The following is a 17,367-nucleotide window of genomic DNA, read 5'->3' as shown; positions in this document are numbered from 1 at the left end:
CAGAACCTGGCCTTCAGGACTTGTTCTTGCGCTCGCGCAATTCGCCGAACACCGCGGCAGCCTCTGCACCCTTCATGTGTAGCCTGGCTGCGATCGAGGGTTCATCCGCACGCAGGAACACGTTTGCTCGCTTCTCTTCACCAAGCAGTGAGGGGATGGTCGGCTTGTTGTCCGCCCGCAGCTTCGCAACCTCCGCCGCGCGCGCCTGCAGCGCCGCATTGTCGGGATCGACGGTGAGCGCGAACTTGACGTTGGACGCCGTGTATTCGTGTCCGCAATAGAGCTTGAAATCGTCGGGCAGGGCTCGCAGCTTCAACAGCGAGTCCCACATCATCGGATAGGTGCCCTCGAACACGCGGCCGCAGCCGATCGAGAACAGCGTGTCGGCGGCGAACAGCGTCTTCTCGGTGTCGAATACGTAGGAGATGTGATCGAGCGTATGGCCGGGGGTCTCGAGCACGCGCCCCAGCAGCGTACCGACCTTGACCACATCGCCATTGGCGACGCGCAAATCGACGTCAGCGATTCTGGCCGACTTGTCGTGCGGCGCGACGACGCGGCAATTGTATTTCTGCTTGAGTTCGGCGACCCCGCCGACATGATCGCCATGGTGATGGGTGATCAGGATGTCGGTGAGTTGCCAACCCTCGCGCTCCAGCGCCTGGATGATGGGACCGGCTTCCGGCGCATCGATCGATGCGGTGGCCCTGGTTTCCACATCGTGGATCAGGTAACCGAAATTGTCGTTTAAACAGCTGAAAGTACGAATTTCGGCAGCCATGACGTCTCCATCGCGCTCAGCCCCGCCAGACAAATATGGCGTTAACGTTGCGCAGGCAATGCAATATTCCGCGCACAGCCGCTACCTTGTGCATGTTACATTGCCGCCATGAGCATGGATGTCGTCGACCTCCGCGAGTTCTATTCCCGTCGCCTGGGGATTGTGGCGCGGCAAATGATCAACCGCGGCATAAGAGAGCGCTGGCCGAGTGCCGGGGGCCAGCGCGTGCTCGGCATCGGCTATCCCACGCCATACCTCGGGCTGTTCCGCGAGGACGCCGAGCGCTGCATTGCCTTCATGCCGGCGGCCCAGGGCGTGCTGAAATGGCCGACCGGGAGACCGGCGCTCGCCACACTCGTCGACGAGTTCTCGCTGCCGCTTCCCGAAGCCGCGGTGGACCGCATCCTGCTGGTCCATGCGCTCGAAATGTCCGACGATCCGGCCGCGCTGCTACGTGAGGTCTGGCGGGTGCTGTCGCCGTCCGGCCGCGTCATCGCCGTGATCCCGAACCGGCGCGGGGTCTGGACGCGCAGCGACAACACGCCTTTCGGCCACGGCCGTCCCTATTCACGCTCGCAGATCACGGACCTGCTGCGTCAGACCTGGTTCACGCCGACCGCCTGGGGCGAGGCGTTGTTCATGCCGCCTTATGCGGGCCGCTGGGTCCTGAAATCGGCGCAGATGTGGGAGCGCGCCGGCGCGGCGCTGTCATTGCCTTTTGCCGGGGTCCATATCGTCGAAGCCACCAAGCAGGTCTATCGTGCGATCCCCGCCAAGCGCGAACGGGCGCGGCTGATTCCCTCGTTGAAGCCGGTGCTGGTGCCGTCCTCGACGGTGACCCGGACCTAGAGCGTTTCACGTTTTGATGGAAGCGTATCCGGCGTTTTCGAAGTAGTTGCTGCATTCGTTGGGCTGGATGGTTGTGATGAGGCCGCCGATATGGCGACAAATGTCGTCGATCGTGCGCTTCTGGGCGGAGCGCATCCAGTGCTTGATCTTGGCGAAGGTTTGTTCGATCGGATTGAGGTCGGGGGAGTATGGCGGTAGGTACCAGAGCCTGGCGCCGGCGGCTTTGATCAGGCTGCGCAGGGCAGCCGATTTATGGCTGCCGAGATTGTCCAAGATGACGATGTCACCCGGCTGAAGCTGCGGGACGAGAACCTGCTGGACATAGGCGCGGAAGCATTCGCCGTTGATCGGGCCATCGAACAGGCAGGGTGCGGTGAGACGGTCACAGCGCAATGCGCCAAGGAATGTCAGCGTCCGCCAGTGACCATGTGGCGTGAAGCTGCGCACCCGCTCGCCTTTTGGTCCCCATCCGCGCAGTGGGGCCATATTGGTTTTGATCCAGGTCTCGTCGATAAAGACCAGGCGCCGGGGATCGAGTTTGGCCTGCCATGAGCGCCAGCGCTGGCGTCTACGCGCGATGTCGGAGCGAGCTCGCTCGAGGGCGAGCAGCGTTTTTTTTGAACCGCAGTCCCTCGCGCCGTAGAAACAGCCAAACCGCATTGTGGGAGACCTTGACCCCGCGCGCGAAAAGCTCGTCCTTGAGGGCGTGAAGCGTCAAATGCGGCGTCTGACTGATCCGCTCCTTGATGAAGGCGCGATGTGGCTCAAGCACGGGCTTGCGATGGCCGCCCATCTTTCCGGGCGCTACCGAGCCGGTCGTCCGATAACGCTGCGACCACTTCACAACCGACGAAACCGCAACCCCAAACCGTGTTGCTACCGAGCGGCAGCTCTCGCCCTTTACAACTGCCGCAACCGCACGCTTACGCAGATCATTGGAAATTGGTCGGACCATCGGATGCTGGCCTCCATCCCAGCCAGCATCTTGAATCATATTCGTCTCCGATCCGGAATCCCTTCCGATTCAATAAATTCGTGAACCGCTCTAGCTTCCCCTCTCCCCGCCGGGGAGAGGTGACTGTGCCTGCCGCTGCAGTTCCGCCAATTTGACGTTTCAAAAAACAAATCGTCCCGGCGAGGCCGGGACGATTGAAATCCACCCCAATCGCTAGCTTTGCTGCGCCTTACTCGCCGGGGGCGAGGTCGTCGCTGGTCGCGGCCGGAGCCGCCTCGCGCTCGGGACGCGGGCCATTATGCGGCCGGCGACGGCGCCGCGGATAGCGCTCGCCGCCGCCGGGATTGCCACCCTCAAAGCCGCCCGGAGCCGCATTCGTCTGCGGCTGCGCGCCGGTGATGAAGGACGGCAGGCGATCGACGTTGCCGGCATCGGCAACGACGGGCTGCGGCTGGTTCTGCGGTTGCGGCTGCTGATGATATTGCGGCTGCGGACGGTGGTCGCGTTCGCGGTGCTCGCGCGGCTGCTGCTGATCGCGCTGATAGGGCTGCTGGTTGTCGCGCTGCTGGTAGTCGCGCTGGTGATCGCGCTGGCCGTCGCGGTCACGCATGAAGGGCTGCTGTTGGGGCGGCTGTGGAACGAAGCCCGGCTCCTGGCCGAAATTCGAGAAATTCTCGCCGTCGTCCTCGCCATCGTCGCCGCTGCTGGTGCTGATCGGCTCGTCGCCGCGGGGCTGCTGATTCTGGCGGAACTGCTCCTGGGCCGCTGCAATCAACCGAAAATAGTGCTCGGCATGCTGGTAGTAGTTTTCGGCGGCAACCGGGTCACCCGAGGAGCGCGCGTCACGCGCAAGCTGAAGATATTTTTCGGCGATGTGCGAGGCGGTACCGCGGATCTTGATGTCGGGTCCGTTCGATTCATAGACCCGGGTCATCGGGTTCTGGCCGCGCCGGTTATTGTTGTTGTTATTGTTGTTGCGGTTGCGCATCCGCTGCTTGTTCTGACCGTTTCTCATGTCCTGCCTTTAATTCCAGCCCTAAAGGTTGCACGCATTACCGATTGCAGAGAGTGACCCGATGACAGCGGTTCACATCTCTCGCGCGCACCGCGCGCAAGAGCGAATCAGACCCTGCCGATGTTCGTCGACCGTCGCGTTCAACAAAGACGCGTTCCCCACCCGCCAGCATTCATTGCCAGCGAACCCACTCATATCACCTGCCGAAACAAGCCCAGCTTTGTTGCGTAAGTCTTCAAGCGCAATATCAGGCTTTCGTTCACTTTGCGGTCGGTAAGCAGCGCAGCTTGACGTGCTATCGCGCTCAACAGGACCTGCGGCTTGGAACCTTTAATCAGTAAAGCTCTCGCCCGAGAGCCCGGCTTTCGTCCGTAGGTCTACGGGGCCGGTACCGATGTGCTGACCGGAACGTAGTCGTTCCCACGGGATATTCCAAGAGGTTTTTCGCGCCCAATCCGGCTTTTATGGGGGCATTTTTCGGGCCGAGACGGCCCTGGCAATACCCGCCAGGTCCGATCTGGGCGGCCTGTCGATCGATAACGCGGCGGCGGCCATCAAGGTTTCAATATTACCGGCTTGGCCTTGGCCGACCTCGACGATCAGGGCGCCGCCGGGCACGAGCCGTTCGGCGGCCTGCGGGATCAGGGCGCGATAGGCGTCATAGCCGTCATTGCCGCCGTCGAGCGCCAGATGCGGATCGTGGTTGCGCACCTCGATGCTCAGCTTCGGAATTTCCCCCGCGGGAATGTAGGGCGGATTCGACACGATCAGGTCGAACGGGCCGCCAAGCGCCGACGCATAGGAGCAGGCGACGAAGGCGGCGCGATCGGCCAGGCCGAGGGCATCCGCGTTCGCTCTGGCGGTGTCGAGTGCGCTGAGGCTGAGATCGGTGCCGACGCCAAATGCGTCCGGGATCTCGTGCAGCAGTGCGAGCAGAATGGCGCCGGACCCGGTGCCGATGTCGGCGATGCGCGGGCGCCGTCCCGGGATCGTGCGTTCGCGAAATATCTCGAGCGCCAGCTCGACCACTGTCTCGGTATCCGGCCGTGGTACCAGCGTCGCCTCGGACAGCCGGAATGGCAGCCCCCAGAATTCCCTGACGCCGAGAATGCGGGCGACCGGTTCATGCGCGAGCCTTCGCTGCGCGTATCCTTCGAGCCGCGTAGCCTCCTCTGGCGTGAGGTCTCGCGCTGCTTGGGTGATCAGGCCGGTCAGATCCAGCCCCAGCACGGCGCCGACTAGCAGGCGCGCATCGAGAGACGGCTCCTCGATGCCGGCCTCCTGCAGCCGCGCCGAGAGCGCGCGCCGCGCGCTCTCGATGCTGTGTCCGGAATCGAAGCCTGTCGCCAATGGAACCATCCTGCCTGGCATCGTGGATAGATCGGCGACCTTGCTTGCGTCAACGGAAAGGAGCGCGTTTGATGACCGCGCAGCCGAAGGGAGGACATCCATGACGGTCTATGACGATCAGAATGTCTTCGCAAAGATCCTGCGCGGCGAGATTCCCTGCTTCGAGGTGTTCAGGGACGAGCGCAGCTTCGCATTTCTCGACATCATGCCGCGCTCGCCCGGCCATACGCTGGTCATTCCGAGGGCGCCGGCGCGTGGCATCCTCGACATCGCCGACGATGATCTCGCCGCAGTCGCGCGGAGCGCGAAGCGGATCGCGGTCGCGGCCATGAAGGCGTTCGATGCGGAAGGCATCATCCTGCAGCAGTTCAGCGAGCCGGCCAGCGGGCAGGTGGTGTTTCATCTGCACATGCATGTGATGCCGGTCAGGGCCGGCGTCGAACTTTTGCCGGCGCAGACACGCAAGGAGGACATGGCCGTCCTTGCTGATCATGCCAAGCGGATGATCGCGGCGCTGAGCGGCTGATCAAACGCCGAGATAGCGCTGTAGCAGCTCCGGCTGGGCCTTGAGCTCGTTCGCAGGGCCCTCGTGCACGATGTGGCCATTGTTGATGATGTAGATCCGGCTCGCCAGCGCCAGCGTCGCAGCCAAATTCTGCTCGACCAGCACGATCGTCTGCCCGGCTGCCGCGAGCTCGCGGCAGGCCTTGACGAGGTCGTGGACGATGACCGGCGCGAGCCCCTCGAACGGCTCGTCCAGCAGCACGATCTTGGGATCGCGCACCAGCGCCCGCGCGATCGCCAGCATCTGCTGCTCGCCGCCGGAGAGCTCGGTACCGCGGTTGCTGCGCCGCTCCTTCAGCCGCGGAAACATCTCGTAGATGCGCCCGAGCGGCCAGCGTTTCGGCGCGGTGATCCCGGCGAGGAGGATGTTCTCCTCGACCGAGAGGCTGCCGAAGATGCGGCGCTCCTCGTGGACGAGCTGCATGCCCGCTTGTGCGATCTTGTGGCTCCTGCGTCCGGCGATGTCGATGCCGTCGAACTTCACGCTGCCGCTGCGTGGCGTCACCACGCCCATCAGGCTCTTCAGCGTCGTGCTCTTGCCGGCGCCGTTACGGCCGAGCAGTGCCACCACCTCGTGCTGCTCGACGCGCATGGCGACGTCGAACAGGATGTGGGAGTCCCCGTAATAGCTGTTCAGGCCGTCGACCTCGATCAGGCTCATGCGGCGATCTCTCCGTGCACGCCGCCGAGATAGGCTTCCTGCACCGCGGCGTTGGTCTTGATTTCCTCGGGCGTGCCGGAGACCAGCACACAGCCTTCCTGCAGCACCGTCACGCGTTCGACCAGCTCGAACAGCGAATCCATGTCGTGGTCGATGATGATCATGGTGCGGCCGCGCGCGATCGATTTGAGCAGCTTGACCGTTTCGACCCGCTCGCGCGGGCTCATGCCGGCGAGCGGCTCGTCGAGCAGCAGCAGGCGGGGCGAGGTGGCGAGGGCAAGCCCGATCTCCAGCCTGCGCTTCTCGCCATAGGCGAGCTCGGCGACCTGCGTGTCGGCACGGCGCGTCAGGTTGACCAGCGCCAGCGTGTGCTCCACCTGCTCGGTCAGGCCCTTGACGCGCGACAGCGAGCGGAAGAGGTCAAGCCGGAATTTTCCGCGCAGCTCGGCGAGTGCTGCGATCGTCAGGTTCTGCCGCACCGTCAGGCCGGTGAAGAGCTGATTGACCTGGTAGCTCTTGGTCAGTCCGAGCTGGCAGACGTCAGTGACCTTCAATCCCGTGATGTCGCGTCCCTCGAACATGATCCGGCCGGAGGTCGGCGGGATCTCGCAGGTCAGCATCTTGAAGAAGGTCGATTTGCCGGCGCCGTTGGGCCCGATGATGCCGCGCAGCTCGCCTTGATCGACGCTGAAATCGATGTCGCTGTTGGCGACGAGGCCGCCATAGCGCTTGGTGAGACCGGTGGCTTTCAGGATCGGCCCGGAATAGGCGGGGTGCTGGACCTCCCTGGCCTGCATCGGCGCGGGCGGCGCCTCGAGTGCAGGCCCGGCCTGGGAGTCCTCCTCCCTCTCCGCAACCTTCCGACGCCTGCCGGAGAAGAGGCCGTAGAGATCGACGAGGCCGCCGATGATGCCCCCGCGCAGGAAACAGACCAGCAGCACGAACACGACGCCGAGCACGAGCTTCCAGGCGGCGCCTAAGCCCAGCGCGGACTGGAGGAAATCCTGCAGGAAGAGCCAGACGGTTGCGCCAACCAGCGGCCCGAACAGCGTGCCGCGGCCGCCGATGGCCGTCTGCATCACGAGCTGGCCTGATGTGTCGAAGGTGAAGGCGTCGGGTGGCATGAAGGCCTGAAGCACGCCGAGCAGGCCACCGGCGAAGCCGGCGTACGCGGCGGCGATCACGAAGGCGGTCAGCTTGTAGCCGTGGATGTTGTGACCCACGGCCGTGGCGCGCAGCGGGTTGTCCCTGATGGCGCTGAAGATCGCCCCCACCGGCGACCGCACGATCCTGAGCGCGATGATGACGCCGATGAAATAGCACAGCGCGATGAACTGATAGAGCGACCACCCATCTGTGAAATGGACGGTCGTGAAGCCGAGATTGAAGCTCGGCGTCGGTACGCCCGGCAGGCCGTTTTCACCGCCGGTGAAATCGGAGAGCGGATTGAACTCGACGAAGAAGAACACTTCCGCGATCGCCACCGTGATCATGGCGAAGTAGATCCCGGTACGTCGCAGCGCGATCAGTCCGATCAGGTAGCCGGTCGCTGCCGCCGCGATCATGCCGATGACCAGCGCGCCGAGCACGTTGCTGAAGCCGGCGCGGGTCAGCAGGTAGGCGGCGACGAACCCGCCGGTGCCGTAGAAGGCGGATTGGCCGAACGACAACAGGCCGGTGAAGCCGAACAGGATGTCGAAGCCGAGGCCGAACAGGCCCCAGACCAGGATCCGGTTCACGGTGTTCGGCGCGAAGCCGAGATGGGGCAGCACGAAGGGTGCCACGATCAGGCCGATGGCCGTCAGTGTCTCGATCAGGAACGGACGTTGCTTGAGCATCAGCGGATCACTTACTCGCGGCCCTGGACGCCGAGCAGGCCATGCGGTCGTACCACGAGCACGAGCGTCATCGCCGCAAACAGCATCACATAGGCATAGCCGGGGTTGAACATGGAGGTGACGCTGATGATCTCCCCGGCGATCAGGCCGCCGAGAATCGCGCCGGGGAACGAGCCGACGCCGCCGATCACCACCACCACGAAGGTCTGGACCAGGATGTCGTCGCCGATACCGGGTGTCAGCGACACCACCGGCGCGTTGACGATGCCGGCGAAGCCTGCAGCCATTGCGCCGATGCCGAATACGATCATGAAGACGCGGTAGACGTTGATGCCGAGCGAATCGACCATCACCGAATCCTCGATGCCGGCGCGCACGATCATGCCGAGCCGGGTTCGGTAGAGGATGATGAACAGCGCGCCGAGCGCGATCGCGACGATGCCGACGACCGCGAGGCGGTAGGTCGGATAGAACATGAAGCCGAGATTGGTGATGCCCTGGAATAGTGCCGGCGGCGGCACGATCTGCGACTGGCTGGAGAAGATCAGCCGGATGATCTCGACGAAGCAGATGCCGAGCCCGAAGGTGACGAGCAACTGGTCCTCGTGCGGGCGGTGGTAGAAATGCCGAATGATGGTTCTTTCCATAACCACGCCGAGCAGCATCACGAACAGCGAGCCCGCGATCACGGCGAGGATGAACGAATCCGTGTACTGGTAGGTGACGAAGCCGGCATAGCCGCCGATCATGAACATCGCGCCATGCGCGAGGTTGAGCACGCCGAGCGTGCCGTAGATGATGGTCAGGCCGGAGCTGATCAGCGCAAGCAGGGCGCCGAGCGCGAGCCCGTTGAAAAGCTGCGAAACGAGATTGGGCCAACTTATCATGCGGCGATCGCTGTTGTGACGCGCGAAGAGCTTGCGTCAAAAAGGTGACGCCGCAGGTCCAGAGTCACGGCCTACGGCGTCACAGGGGGTTAGCTCGGGCTCAGGTGTAGTCGCCGAGATGGCAGCCGAAGGCGTCGGGCTTCTGCATCAGGCTCTCGCCCGGGACGATCTCGACGACGTCGTACCAGTCTTCCTTGTTCTTCATGTCCTTCTGCTGCTTGCCCTTGACGATGATGACGGGTCGGACGCACTGGTGATCCTCGGGGCGGTAATGCACGTCGCCGACGAGCGAGGGGATGGTCTCGCCCTTCTCATAGGCCTTGATGACGTCGGGCGGATTGAAGCTGCCGGCTTCCTCGCACATGCGGGCCCAATGGGCGAAGCTGACATAGGCGTTCTCGGCGCCCCATTCCGGCTTGTATCCGTATTTCTTCTCGAATGCCTCGTTGAACATCTTGGCCAGTGGGTACTTGTCCTCGATCGTCCACCAATAATCGGTCGCGGCATAGACGCCCTGCATCAGGCCGCCGGTTTCGCGCGCGATGAAGGGCACCTGGTAGGGCACGACCAGCTTCATCTTGTCGAGCACGCCGAACTGCTTCGCTTGCTGGGTCGACAGCACCGCATCGTGGCCCCAATTGACGTTGATGAGCACGTCGGCGCCGGAATTGGCGACGTTCAGCAGATATGAGGAATAGTCGGGCGCACCGAGCGGGGCGACCTGGTTGGTCGCAGTGGTCCAGCCGGCAGTCGCGAGGAAGTCCTGCATCGACTTGGTGACGGTATGGCCATAGGTGTAGTCAGGCGTGAGATAGGCGGCCTTCTTGCCCTTGCCGAACTCCCGCACCATCACCGGCCCGATCGCCGCAGCCGCAGTCTGGCCGAAGAAATTCTGGCGGAAGCCGTAACGCACGCAATCCTTGCCGGTGGTGTCGTTCGAGCCGGAAATGCCGCACACGAAGATCACATGCTCGCGCTGGGCGAGCTTGTTGAGCGCGACCGCGACGGCGCTCGAGGTGCCGCCGGTGATCATGATCGCCTTGTTCTCGCTGATGAAGCGCTGCTGCGCCTGCACCGCCTCATTGGGCTTGGCCGCGGAGTCGGCAACGCCGAACTTCAGCTCCTTGCCGAGCACGCCCTTGCTGGTCTTGGGCGAGATCTTCTTGATCAATTCGTGGCCTTCGTTGATGTGCTCGATCGCGAGCTGATAGCCCTTGAGCTCGTCCTCGCCCTGCACGGCGTAGGTTCCCGTGCGCGGCACGGAGATGCCGATGAAGGCGGTGGAACCGGATACGCCCGCGGGATAGGTGCCGATCGCCGGCTTGTCGTCGGCAAATGCCGGCATCGCCGGCAGCATCGAGCCGCCGATCAGGCCCGCGGTGGTCTGGAGCAGGCCACGGCGCGAGAGACCGCGGCGGATGAGATCGTCAGTCATGGTCGTTTCCTCCGAACGTCGTTCTTGTTTGCAGGCAAACACGACTTATCCGGCGGCGGCCGGCCCCATGGGCCTGCCCGCGCCGGGCACGTCACATCCGCGTGTAGCTCTTGGACCTAAGCATTGCTTGTGAAGGCCGTCTGTCAATTTCGCCTTTGGTCGAACGACCAAAATTATGTCGTGAAAACATATCGGAGAGCGATATATATTAGTCTTTGTGAGTACGAAGCTGGCGGGTTCGGCGAAAGAAATGGCGCGGCAGACGACAGTGGCAGGTGCCGACAAGCGACGATCCTGGCCGCAAGAGGCGGAGCGGCAGGAGGCTGCGCGGCCTTCCGGGGAGGGCGGCGACCAGCGCGTCCCGTCTCAATCCGGCGATGCCCCCAGATTGTCCGAGCCACGCAACCGGCCAACCCGCGAGCGCGGACCGGCCGTCGGATCCGTTCAGGCGAAGCGCGCGCCGGCGCCGATGAAGCGACTGAGCGTGCGGGCCCAGAACGTGCTGAAGGAGCTCGCAGTCGAGCTCACCGGCGAGCAGCCCCCGAAAGGGAATTGGTCGCCCTCGCGCGAACTGCTGCGCGCGCTGACGGCCGAGCGCCTTGCGACTGCGCGCAATTGCGGTCCGCACACCCTGCGCGAGATCGTCGATTGGGCGCAGGGATCCGGCGTCACCATCAAGCCGGTGCTTCCAGCGGGCGGCTCGCTGTCGCAGATGTGGGCAGAGCTGATCAACAATGCGTCGGCCGGCAGCCTGAGCGGGGCCGAGATCGTCGGCGCACTTCAGCGTTCGATCCGGCGAAAGAGCGTCCGCATCCCGATCGCGTTTCAGGTCATCCTGGTGAAAATCCTGCTGTCCAGCTTCGAATAAGGCGCTTGGATAGCTGTGCATCGCTGAATCCGGCCGGTTGGTCCGGCGGCGGTCGCTTGCTACTTTAGGCTAAGTCTCCCGTGGCGGCGGGTGGCATGGTCGAGGTGGGCATGGTTCAGGCGAAGAAGGCGCAGCGGTCCGGTGTGGTGACGTCAGCCGGGCGCGCCGGCAGCGCGATGCGGGCTTCCGATTACGCAGCGCTGGCACAGTTCCGCTACCAGATCCGGAGCTTTCTGGCATTCAGCGAGGCGGCGGCTGCAGAGCAGGGGTTGACGCCGACGCAGCACCAGGCGCTGCTCGGCATCAAGGGTTTTGTCCGTCCCGGTCCCGCAACCGTCGGTGATGTCGCGAAGTTTCTGCTGATCCGGCATCACTCCGCTGTCGAGCTGATTGATCGGATCGAAAAACTGGGCCTGGTCAGTCGCGTCGCTGATCGCGAAGATGCCAGGCGCGTCCATCTCAAGCTGACGAAGAAAGGCGAGCAGAAGCTCCAGGCGCTCTCGCGGAAGAACCTCGAGGAACTTCGCCGTGCCGCCAGCCCGGCTCTGAACCGTCTTTTGAAGTCGTTCGGCGAGTCCGGCGGGGCGTGAGCGACGAGCCGCCGGTCAAGCCCCGGCTCCTTGCGCGGCGAGCTGTGCCGCCTGGTGCTCCGTGGTCAGCGCATCGGTCAATTCGCCGAGCGCTTCGCCCGCGATCACCTGCGGCAGCTTGTAGAGCGTCAGGTTGATGCGGTGGTCGGTGACGCGCCCTTGTGGAAAATTATAGGTGCGGATGCGCTCGCTGCGGTCGCCGGAGCCGACCTTCTCCTTGCGCTCGGCCGAGCGCGCGGCGTCGACGCGCTGCCGTTCGGCGTCGTAGATGCGCGAGCGCAGGATGTTCATGGCGGAGGCGCGGTTCTTATGCTGCGAGCGGCTGTCTTGCATCATCACCACGATGCCGGTGGGGATATGGGTGATGCGAATCGCCGATTCGGTCTTGTTGACGTGCTGGCCGCCGGCCCCTTGCGCGCGCATGGTCTCGATCCGCAAATCGTCGTTCTTGATCTCGACGTCGACGTCCTCGACCTCGGGCAGCACCGCGACCGTTGCAGCGGATGTGTGGATGCGCCCCTGTGTCTCGGTGTCGGGCACACGCTGGACCCGATGCACGCCGGACTCGAACTTCAGCTTGGAGAACGCACCGCGGCCCTGGACCTCCGCGATGATTTCCTTGAAGCCGCCGACGGTGCCTTCGCTCGCCGAGATCACTTCGACCTTCCAGCCCTGCAAGCTCGCAAAGCGCTCGTACATCCGGAACAGATCGCCGGCGAACAGCGACGCCTCGTCGCCGCCGGTGCCGGCGCGGATTTCCAGCACCACGTTGCGGTCGTCCATGGCATCCTTGGGCAGCAGCGCGACGCGGATCTTCTGGACGAGGTCCTCGATCTTCGAATTGAGCTCGTCGCGCTCGGCTTCCGCCATGCTGCGCATCTCGGCATCAGTGGCCGGATCTGATATCAGCGCCTCGGTGTCGGCGAGTTCCTTCACCGCGGAACGATAGGTCTTCACCGCGTCGATCAGCGGATTGATCTCGGCGAGCTCGCGCGTGACCTGCACATAGCGCTCGGAGGAGAGCTGTCCCAGCGCTTCGGCCTCGAGCGAGGCGTGGTGCGCGAGCAGGACATCCAGTTTGGCTTCGGGGAGTGACGACATCGATTTGCTCTCAAAAGGCGGCGGGACGTGAGGCGGCGAACAACGAGCGGCAGGTCCGCTACAACGCCAAGCCTTCGGCCTCGGCAAATTCCGTCAGCTTCTGCCGGATCGAGACGCTTCCCGTCGGCGCATCCAGCAGCGGGCCGAGCATCGCTTCGGCCTTCCTGGCGTCGAGGTCGATCACCATCGCCTTGACCGGGCCGAGCGCGGTGGCCGACAGCGACAGCGAGCGGTAGCCCATCGCGATCAGCGCCAGCGCGCCGATCGGCTTCGAGGCCATTTCACCGCAGAGCGACAGCGATTTCTTCGCAGCCTGCGATTTTTGCGCGATGTCGCGCAGCGCACGCAGGATCGGCGCCGACATGGTGTCGAAGCGCTCGGAGACCTTGGCATTGCCGCGATCGACCGCGAACAGGAACTGGAACAGATCGTTGGAACCGACCGAGATGAAGTCGACCTTCTTCAGGAGTTCGTCCATCTGATAGAGCAGCGCCGGCACCTCGACCATGGTGCCGATGTCGATGCGCTCCGGCAGCGTATGGCCGTGCTGGCGCAGATAGGTCAGCTCGCGCTCGACCAGCGCCTTCGCCGAATCGAACTCGGCGACCTCCGAGATCATCGGGAACATGATCCGCAGCGCACGGCCGCCGCCGGCGCGCAACAGCGCGCGGATCTGGCCCCGCAACAGGCCGGGACGGTCGAGCCCCAGCCGGATCGCGCGCCAGCCGAGCGCGGGATTCTCCTCGATCACCGTCTCCATATAGGGCAGCGCCTTGTCGCCGCCGATGTCGAGGGTGCGGAAGGTGACGGGCTTGCTGCCCGCGGCATCCAGCACGGCGCGGTACAGCGCGAGCTGGTCGCTGGTGCGCGGCAGGCTCTGGCCGACCATGAATTGCAGCTCGGTGCGGAACAGGCCGATGCCGGCGCTGCCGGTGTCCTCGATATGCGGCAGGTCGATCGCAAGCCCCGCATTGATCAGCAGCTCGACCTTCTGGCCATCCTTGGTGACGCAAGGGCGGTCACGCAGGGCCAGATATTGCGCCTGACGGCGGGCGCGGAAGCGCACGCGTTCGGCATAGGCTGCCTCGACTTCCTGCGAAGGCCGCACATAGATCGCGCCCGACGTGCCGTCGACGATGATGGCGTCGCCGGGGTCGGCAATGCCGGGTGCGTTCGGCACCTCGCCCACGGCGGGAATGCCGAGCGCGCGCGCCACGATCGCGACATGCGAGTTGGCGGTGCCTTCCTCCAGCACGATGCCGCGCAGGCGCTTGCGGTCATAGTCGAGCAGCGCGGCGGGCCCCATGGCGCGCGCGATCACGATGGCGTTGTCGGGCATCTGCTCGCGCGAGGGCGCATGGTCCTGGCCGACCAGCTGCCGCATCAGGCGGTACCCGAGATCCTCGAGATCGTGCAGCCGGTCACGCAGATAGGGATCGGTGACGCGCAGCATGCGGGCGCGGGTGTCGGACTGGACGCGCTCGACTGCGGCCTCCGCCGTGAGGCCGGTGGCCACGGCCTCGTGCAGCTTGTGCGACCAGCCCTGGTCGTTGGCGAACATGCGGTAGGCTTCGAGCACGTCGCGATGCTCGCCGCCTTCGGCGACGTCGCCGCGCTCCAGCATGCGGTCGAGATCCGAGCGCAGCTTGGCGAGCGCGGTGTCGAGCCGCTTGATTTCCTTCGGCAGGTCCTCGGCGATGTAGTCCTTGATGACGACGCGCGGCTCATGCAGCACGACATGGCCGAGCGCGATGCCTTCCGAGAGGATGGCGCCGGCCTTCTGCGTCGAATGGCGTGCGGCCGGCTCCAGGCCGGGTTGGGCCAGCGCGGACAATTCGCCTGATGCGATCAGCTCCGCCAGCACCATGGCGGTGGTCTGCAGCGCCTCGAGCTCTTCCTCGACATAGGTGCGCTTGGCGCGGTTCTGCACCACCAGCACGCCGAGCGTGTTGCCGGCGCGCAGGATCGGCACGCCGAGGAAGGAGTGGTAGATTTCTTCGCCGGTCTCCGGGCGGAACGAGAAGGCCGGGTGGCTTTGGGCGTCGTTCAAATTGAGCGGCGTCGCCTCGCTGGCAACGAGGCCGACCAGACCTTCGTGGGCGCTGAGCACGGTATGGTGCACGGCCTCGCGGTTGAGGCCTTCGGTGGCATAGAGCTCGAGGGTGTTGTCGATGCGCAGCACATAAACCGAGCACACCTCAGCCACCATGTTGGCGGCGATCAGCACCACGATCTTGTCCAGCCGCTCCTGGGCCGAGACTTGCTCCGCCATGGTTTCGCGGAGCCGTCTCAACAAGACGCGGGGACCTCCCGACGCGCTCCGCATGAACCGTCAATCTCCTCCGTCTGCCGGGCCCGGCGATATTGGCCGGCGGCTGGCCTAAAACTCCAGAAAAACAATCAAATTGTTTGTCCGGCGCAGGCGCAAACCACAGCTTGCGCCGAATCAGCGGCCTGAACTGGGACACAGTCTGCGGCAGCCCACCCTGTTCGCCGTATAGCGAATTGAGGCTTGTTTTGCCAAGCAAAACGCCTGCCAAACGCGAAGGTGTGTACACCCCGGCGTTTGCTGCGACCGCTAAGAGAAAATTCGTCTAGGCCTGATCGAGACCGTAGAGCGTGTGCAGCGTGCGCACTGCAAGCTCGGTATAGGCGGTGTCGATCAAAACCGAGAATTTGATCTCGGAGGTTGTAATGGCCCGGATGTTGATATTCCGTCTGGCGAGCGCCGAAAACGCCTGGGCGGCGACGCCGGCATGGCTGCGCATGCCGCTGCCGATCACCGAGATCTTGGCGACGTCAGTGGCGGTATCCAGCCTTGCATACCCGATCGTGCCCTTGGCGGCGGTAATGGTGTCCTTGGCCCTGACGTAGTCGGCGGCCGGCACCGTGAAGGTGAGGTCGGTGGTCTTGCCGTCCTCGGACACGTTCTGGACGATCATGTCGACGTTGATATTGGCGTCCGCCAGCGGCCCGAAGATCGATGCCGCGACGCCGGGCTTGTCCTCGATCTGACGCACCGAGATCTGGGCCTCGTCCTTCGAAAAGGCGATGCCGGTGACGACGTGATTTTCCATGATCTCCTCCTCGCCGCAGATCAGCGTGCCGGGCGGCTGGTTGGCATGCGGGTCGATATCCTCGGGCTTGTCGAAGCTGGAGCGGACGAAGATCGGCATGTTGTGGACCATGCCGAGTTCCACCGAACGCACCTGGAGCACCTTGGCGCCCTGGGAAGCCAGTTCCAGCATGTCTTCGAACGCGATCTTGTCGAGCCTCTTGGCCTTCGGCACGATTCGCGGGTCGGTGGTGTAGACGCCGTCGACGTCGGTGTAGATGTCGCAGCGGTCGGCCTTCACCGCCGCGGCAACGGCCACGGCAGAGGTGTCGGAGCCGCCACGGCCGAGCGTGGTGATGCGATTTGTCCTGGGATCGATGCCCTGGAAGCCGGCGATAACGGCGACCTCCTTGCGATCCCTAAAACGGGAGATGATCTCGCTGCCGTCGATGTCCTCGATCCGGGCCGAGGCATGGGCGTCGCTGGTCTTGATCGGGATCTGCCAGCCCTGCCAGGAGCGGGCCTGGATACCCATGCCCTGGAGCACGATGGCCAGCAGGCCCGAAGTCACCTGTTCGCCGGAGGCGACGACGGCGTCGTATTCGCGCGCGTCGTGCATCGGCGAGGCCTCGGTGCACCAGGCCACCAGCTCGTTGGTCTTGCCCGACATCGCCGAGACGACCACTGCCACTTCATGGCCGGCGTCCACCTCACGCTTCACATGGCGTGCGACGTTGCGGATACGTTCGATGTTGGCGACGGACGTGCCGCCGAATTTCATCACGAGGCGGCTCATGACGACGCGTGCATTCCCTCTTGAGGATCAGTATGGTGACCCGCGCCGGACGGATGCCCTGGGGGATACCGACCGCGCGTATACAGAGGGGCGGGGCCCGGGGCAAGCGGGTTCCTGCAAGGCCCAATCCGGGCAATGGGTTGTCAGAGGTTATGGCGCGCTATATTGACGAAATCCTGCAGCCCGGCGAGCGGGTGCTGTATTCGACCAATGCGCACTGGATCTTCTATTTCCCGGCCATTTTGGCCTGGGTCGTGGCCCTTGGTTTCCTGGTGGCCTCGCGGATGACCACCATCGACTGGATCGTCTTGGTGTGTCTGACCGCCGCGGGCGCCGCGGCCTTGGCCGCGCTGTTCTGGACCCTGAAGGGCTGGTTCCATCGCTTCACCACGGAGACCGACGTCACCAATCTCAGGGTTGTGCACAAGACCGGCTTCATCAAGCGGCGCACCTTTGAAATGGCGCTGGATAAGGTCGAGAGTGTCGATGTCGACCAGACGATTCTTGGACGAATTCTCAACTACGGCGACGTGACCATTCGCGGCGTCGGCGAGGGGATCGAGACGATCAAGACCATCGCCTCTCCGCTCGCTTTCCGTAGTTCGATCACCACGCGGTAGGA

At 64.2% G+C, this 17,367-nt stretch carries 16 protein-coding genes; 5 read left to right on the top strand and 11 right to left on the bottom strand.

Translation table 11 applies throughout. The features are described 5' to 3' along the window. Nucleotides 1-13: 13 nt before the first annotated feature. Nucleotides 14-781: a hydroxyacylglutathione hydrolase gene (gene gloB / locus ACVW16_RS16295; protein ID WP_456700183.1), complete on the bottom strand. Its 768-nt coding sequence runs from the start codon at nt 779-781 to the stop codon at nt 14-16. A 108-nt stretch (nt 782-889) separates the two neighbouring features. On the opposite strand from gloB, the gene ACVW16_RS16290 reads away from it, so the two are divergent. Beyond that, nucleotides 890-1,630 carry a methyltransferase domain-containing protein gene (locus ACVW16_RS16290; protein ID WP_456700182.1) on the top strand — a complete coding sequence of 247 codons (741 nt, stop codon included), beginning with the start codon at nt 890-892 and terminating at the stop codon, nt 1,628-1,630. A 6-nt stretch (nt 1,631-1,636) separates the two neighbouring features. On the opposite strand, the gene ACVW16_RS16285 is transcribed toward ACVW16_RS16290, so the two are convergent. From ACVW16_RS16285 to prmC, 3 genes are all read right to left on the bottom strand, one after another. Next, nucleotides 1,637-2,585 (bottom strand): IS630 family transposase gene (locus tag ACVW16_RS16285; protein ID WP_456738136.1). Its coding sequence is split into 2 segments (ribosomal slippage): nt 1,637-2,248 and nt 2,250-2,585, totalling 948 coding nucleotides; the frame shifts between segments, so codons are not numbered across the junction. Nucleotides 2,586-2,814: 229 nt separating this feature from the next. Next, complete coding sequence (locus ACVW16_RS16280; RefSeq protein ID WP_456736966.1) at nt 2,815-3,600, bottom strand: DUF4167 domain-containing protein; 786 nt, start codon at nt 3,598-3,600, stop codon at nt 2,815-2,817. Nucleotides 3,601-4,062: 462 nt separating this feature from the next. Continuing rightward, nucleotides 4,063-4,959, bottom strand: coding sequence for a peptide chain release factor N(5)-glutamine methyltransferase (gene prmC / locus ACVW16_RS16275; RefSeq protein WP_456700180.1), 897 nt, complete (start codon nt 4,957-4,959; stop codon nt 4,063-4,065). A 91-nt stretch (nt 4,960-5,050) separates the two neighbouring features. Between prmC and ACVW16_RS16270 the strand changes: the two genes are divergently transcribed. Further along, nucleotides 5,051-5,476, top strand: coding sequence for an HIT family protein (locus tag ACVW16_RS16270; RefSeq protein WP_456736967.1), 426 nt, complete (start codon nt 5,051-5,053; stop codon nt 5,474-5,476). Here the strand turns inward: ACVW16_RS16270 and ACVW16_RS16265 are convergent, their stop codons facing one another. From ACVW16_RS16265 to ACVW16_RS16250, 4 genes are all read right to left on the bottom strand, one after another. Next, nucleotides 5,477-6,175: an ABC transporter ATP-binding protein gene (locus ACVW16_RS16265; protein WP_456700178.1), complete on the bottom strand. Its 699-nt coding sequence runs from the start codon at nt 6,173-6,175 to the stop codon at nt 5,477-5,479. Continuing rightward, nucleotides 6,172-8,013: a branched-chain amino acid ABC transporter ATP-binding protein/permease gene (locus ACVW16_RS16260; RefSeq protein WP_456736968.1), complete on the bottom strand. Its 1,842-nt coding sequence runs from the start codon at nt 8,011-8,013 to the stop codon at nt 6,172-6,174. Before ACVW16_RS16260 ends, ACVW16_RS16265 begins: the two co-directional genes overlap by 4 nt. 11 nt (nt 8,014-8,024) lie before the next feature. Next, the gene (locus ACVW16_RS16255; protein ID WP_456736969.1) at nt 8,025-8,900 is read right to left on the bottom strand and encodes a branched-chain amino acid ABC transporter permease; all 876 of its coding nucleotides are present in this window, start codon (nt 8,898-8,900) and stop codon (nt 8,025-8,027) included. 100 nt (nt 8,901-9,000) lie between these two features. Continuing rightward, on the bottom strand, nt 9,001-10,335 hold the full coding sequence (locus ACVW16_RS16250; RefSeq protein WP_456736970.1) for a substrate-binding protein: 1,335 nt from the start codon (nt 10,333-10,335) through the stop codon (nt 9,001-9,003). Between the two features lie 250 nt (nt 10,336-10,585). Between ACVW16_RS16250 and ACVW16_RS16245 the strand changes: the two genes are divergently transcribed. Further along, nucleotides 10,586-11,203 (top strand): hypothetical protein, encoded by a 618-nt coding sequence (locus ACVW16_RS16245; RefSeq protein ID WP_456736971.1) that lies wholly within the window; start codon nt 10,586-10,588, stop codon nt 11,201-11,203. Nucleotides 11,204-11,313: 110 nt separating this feature from the next. Continuing rightward, the gene (locus tag ACVW16_RS16240; RefSeq protein WP_456736972.1) at nt 11,314-11,793 is read left to right on the top strand and encodes a MarR family winged helix-turn-helix transcriptional regulator; all 480 of its coding nucleotides are present in this window, start codon (nt 11,314-11,316) and stop codon (nt 11,791-11,793) included. 15 nt (nt 11,794-11,808) lie between these two features. Here ACVW16_RS16240 and prfA read toward each other — a convergent pair whose 3' ends face one another. The 3 genes from prfA to ACVW16_RS16225 form a co-directional block, all read right to left on the bottom strand. Continuing rightward, nucleotides 11,809-12,894, bottom strand: coding sequence for a peptide chain release factor 1 (gene prfA, locus ACVW16_RS16235; RefSeq protein WP_456700172.1), 1,086 nt, complete (start codon nt 12,892-12,894; stop codon nt 11,809-11,811). Between the two features lie 58 nt (nt 12,895-12,952). Continuing rightward, nucleotides 12,953-15,220 carry a phosphoenolpyruvate--protein phosphotransferase gene (gene ptsP / locus ACVW16_RS16230; protein ID WP_456700171.1) on the bottom strand — a complete coding sequence of 756 codons (2,268 nt, stop codon included), beginning with the start codon at nt 15,218-15,220 and terminating at the stop codon, nt 12,953-12,955. A 268-nt stretch (nt 15,221-15,488) separates the two neighbouring features. Then, nucleotides 15,489-16,745, bottom strand: a complete 1,257-nt coding sequence (locus tag ACVW16_RS16225) for an aspartate kinase (RefSeq protein WP_456736974.1) — start codon at nt 16,743-16,745, stop codon at nt 15,489-15,491. Nucleotides 16,746-16,897: 152 nt separating this feature from the next. Between ACVW16_RS16225 and ACVW16_RS16220 the strand changes: the two genes are divergently transcribed. Then, nucleotides 16,898-17,365 (top strand): PH domain-containing protein, encoded by a 468-nt coding sequence (locus ACVW16_RS16220; protein WP_456738271.1) that lies wholly within the window; start codon nt 16,898-16,900, stop codon nt 17,363-17,365. Nucleotides 17,366-17,367: the final 2 nt, after the last annotated feature.

It is taken from the genome of Bradyrhizobium sp. USDA 4474 (genome assembly GCF_054057515.1).
The sequence above is the reverse complement of the archived record's forward strand: the minus strand, read 5'-3'. Positions and strand labels throughout refer to the sequence as shown.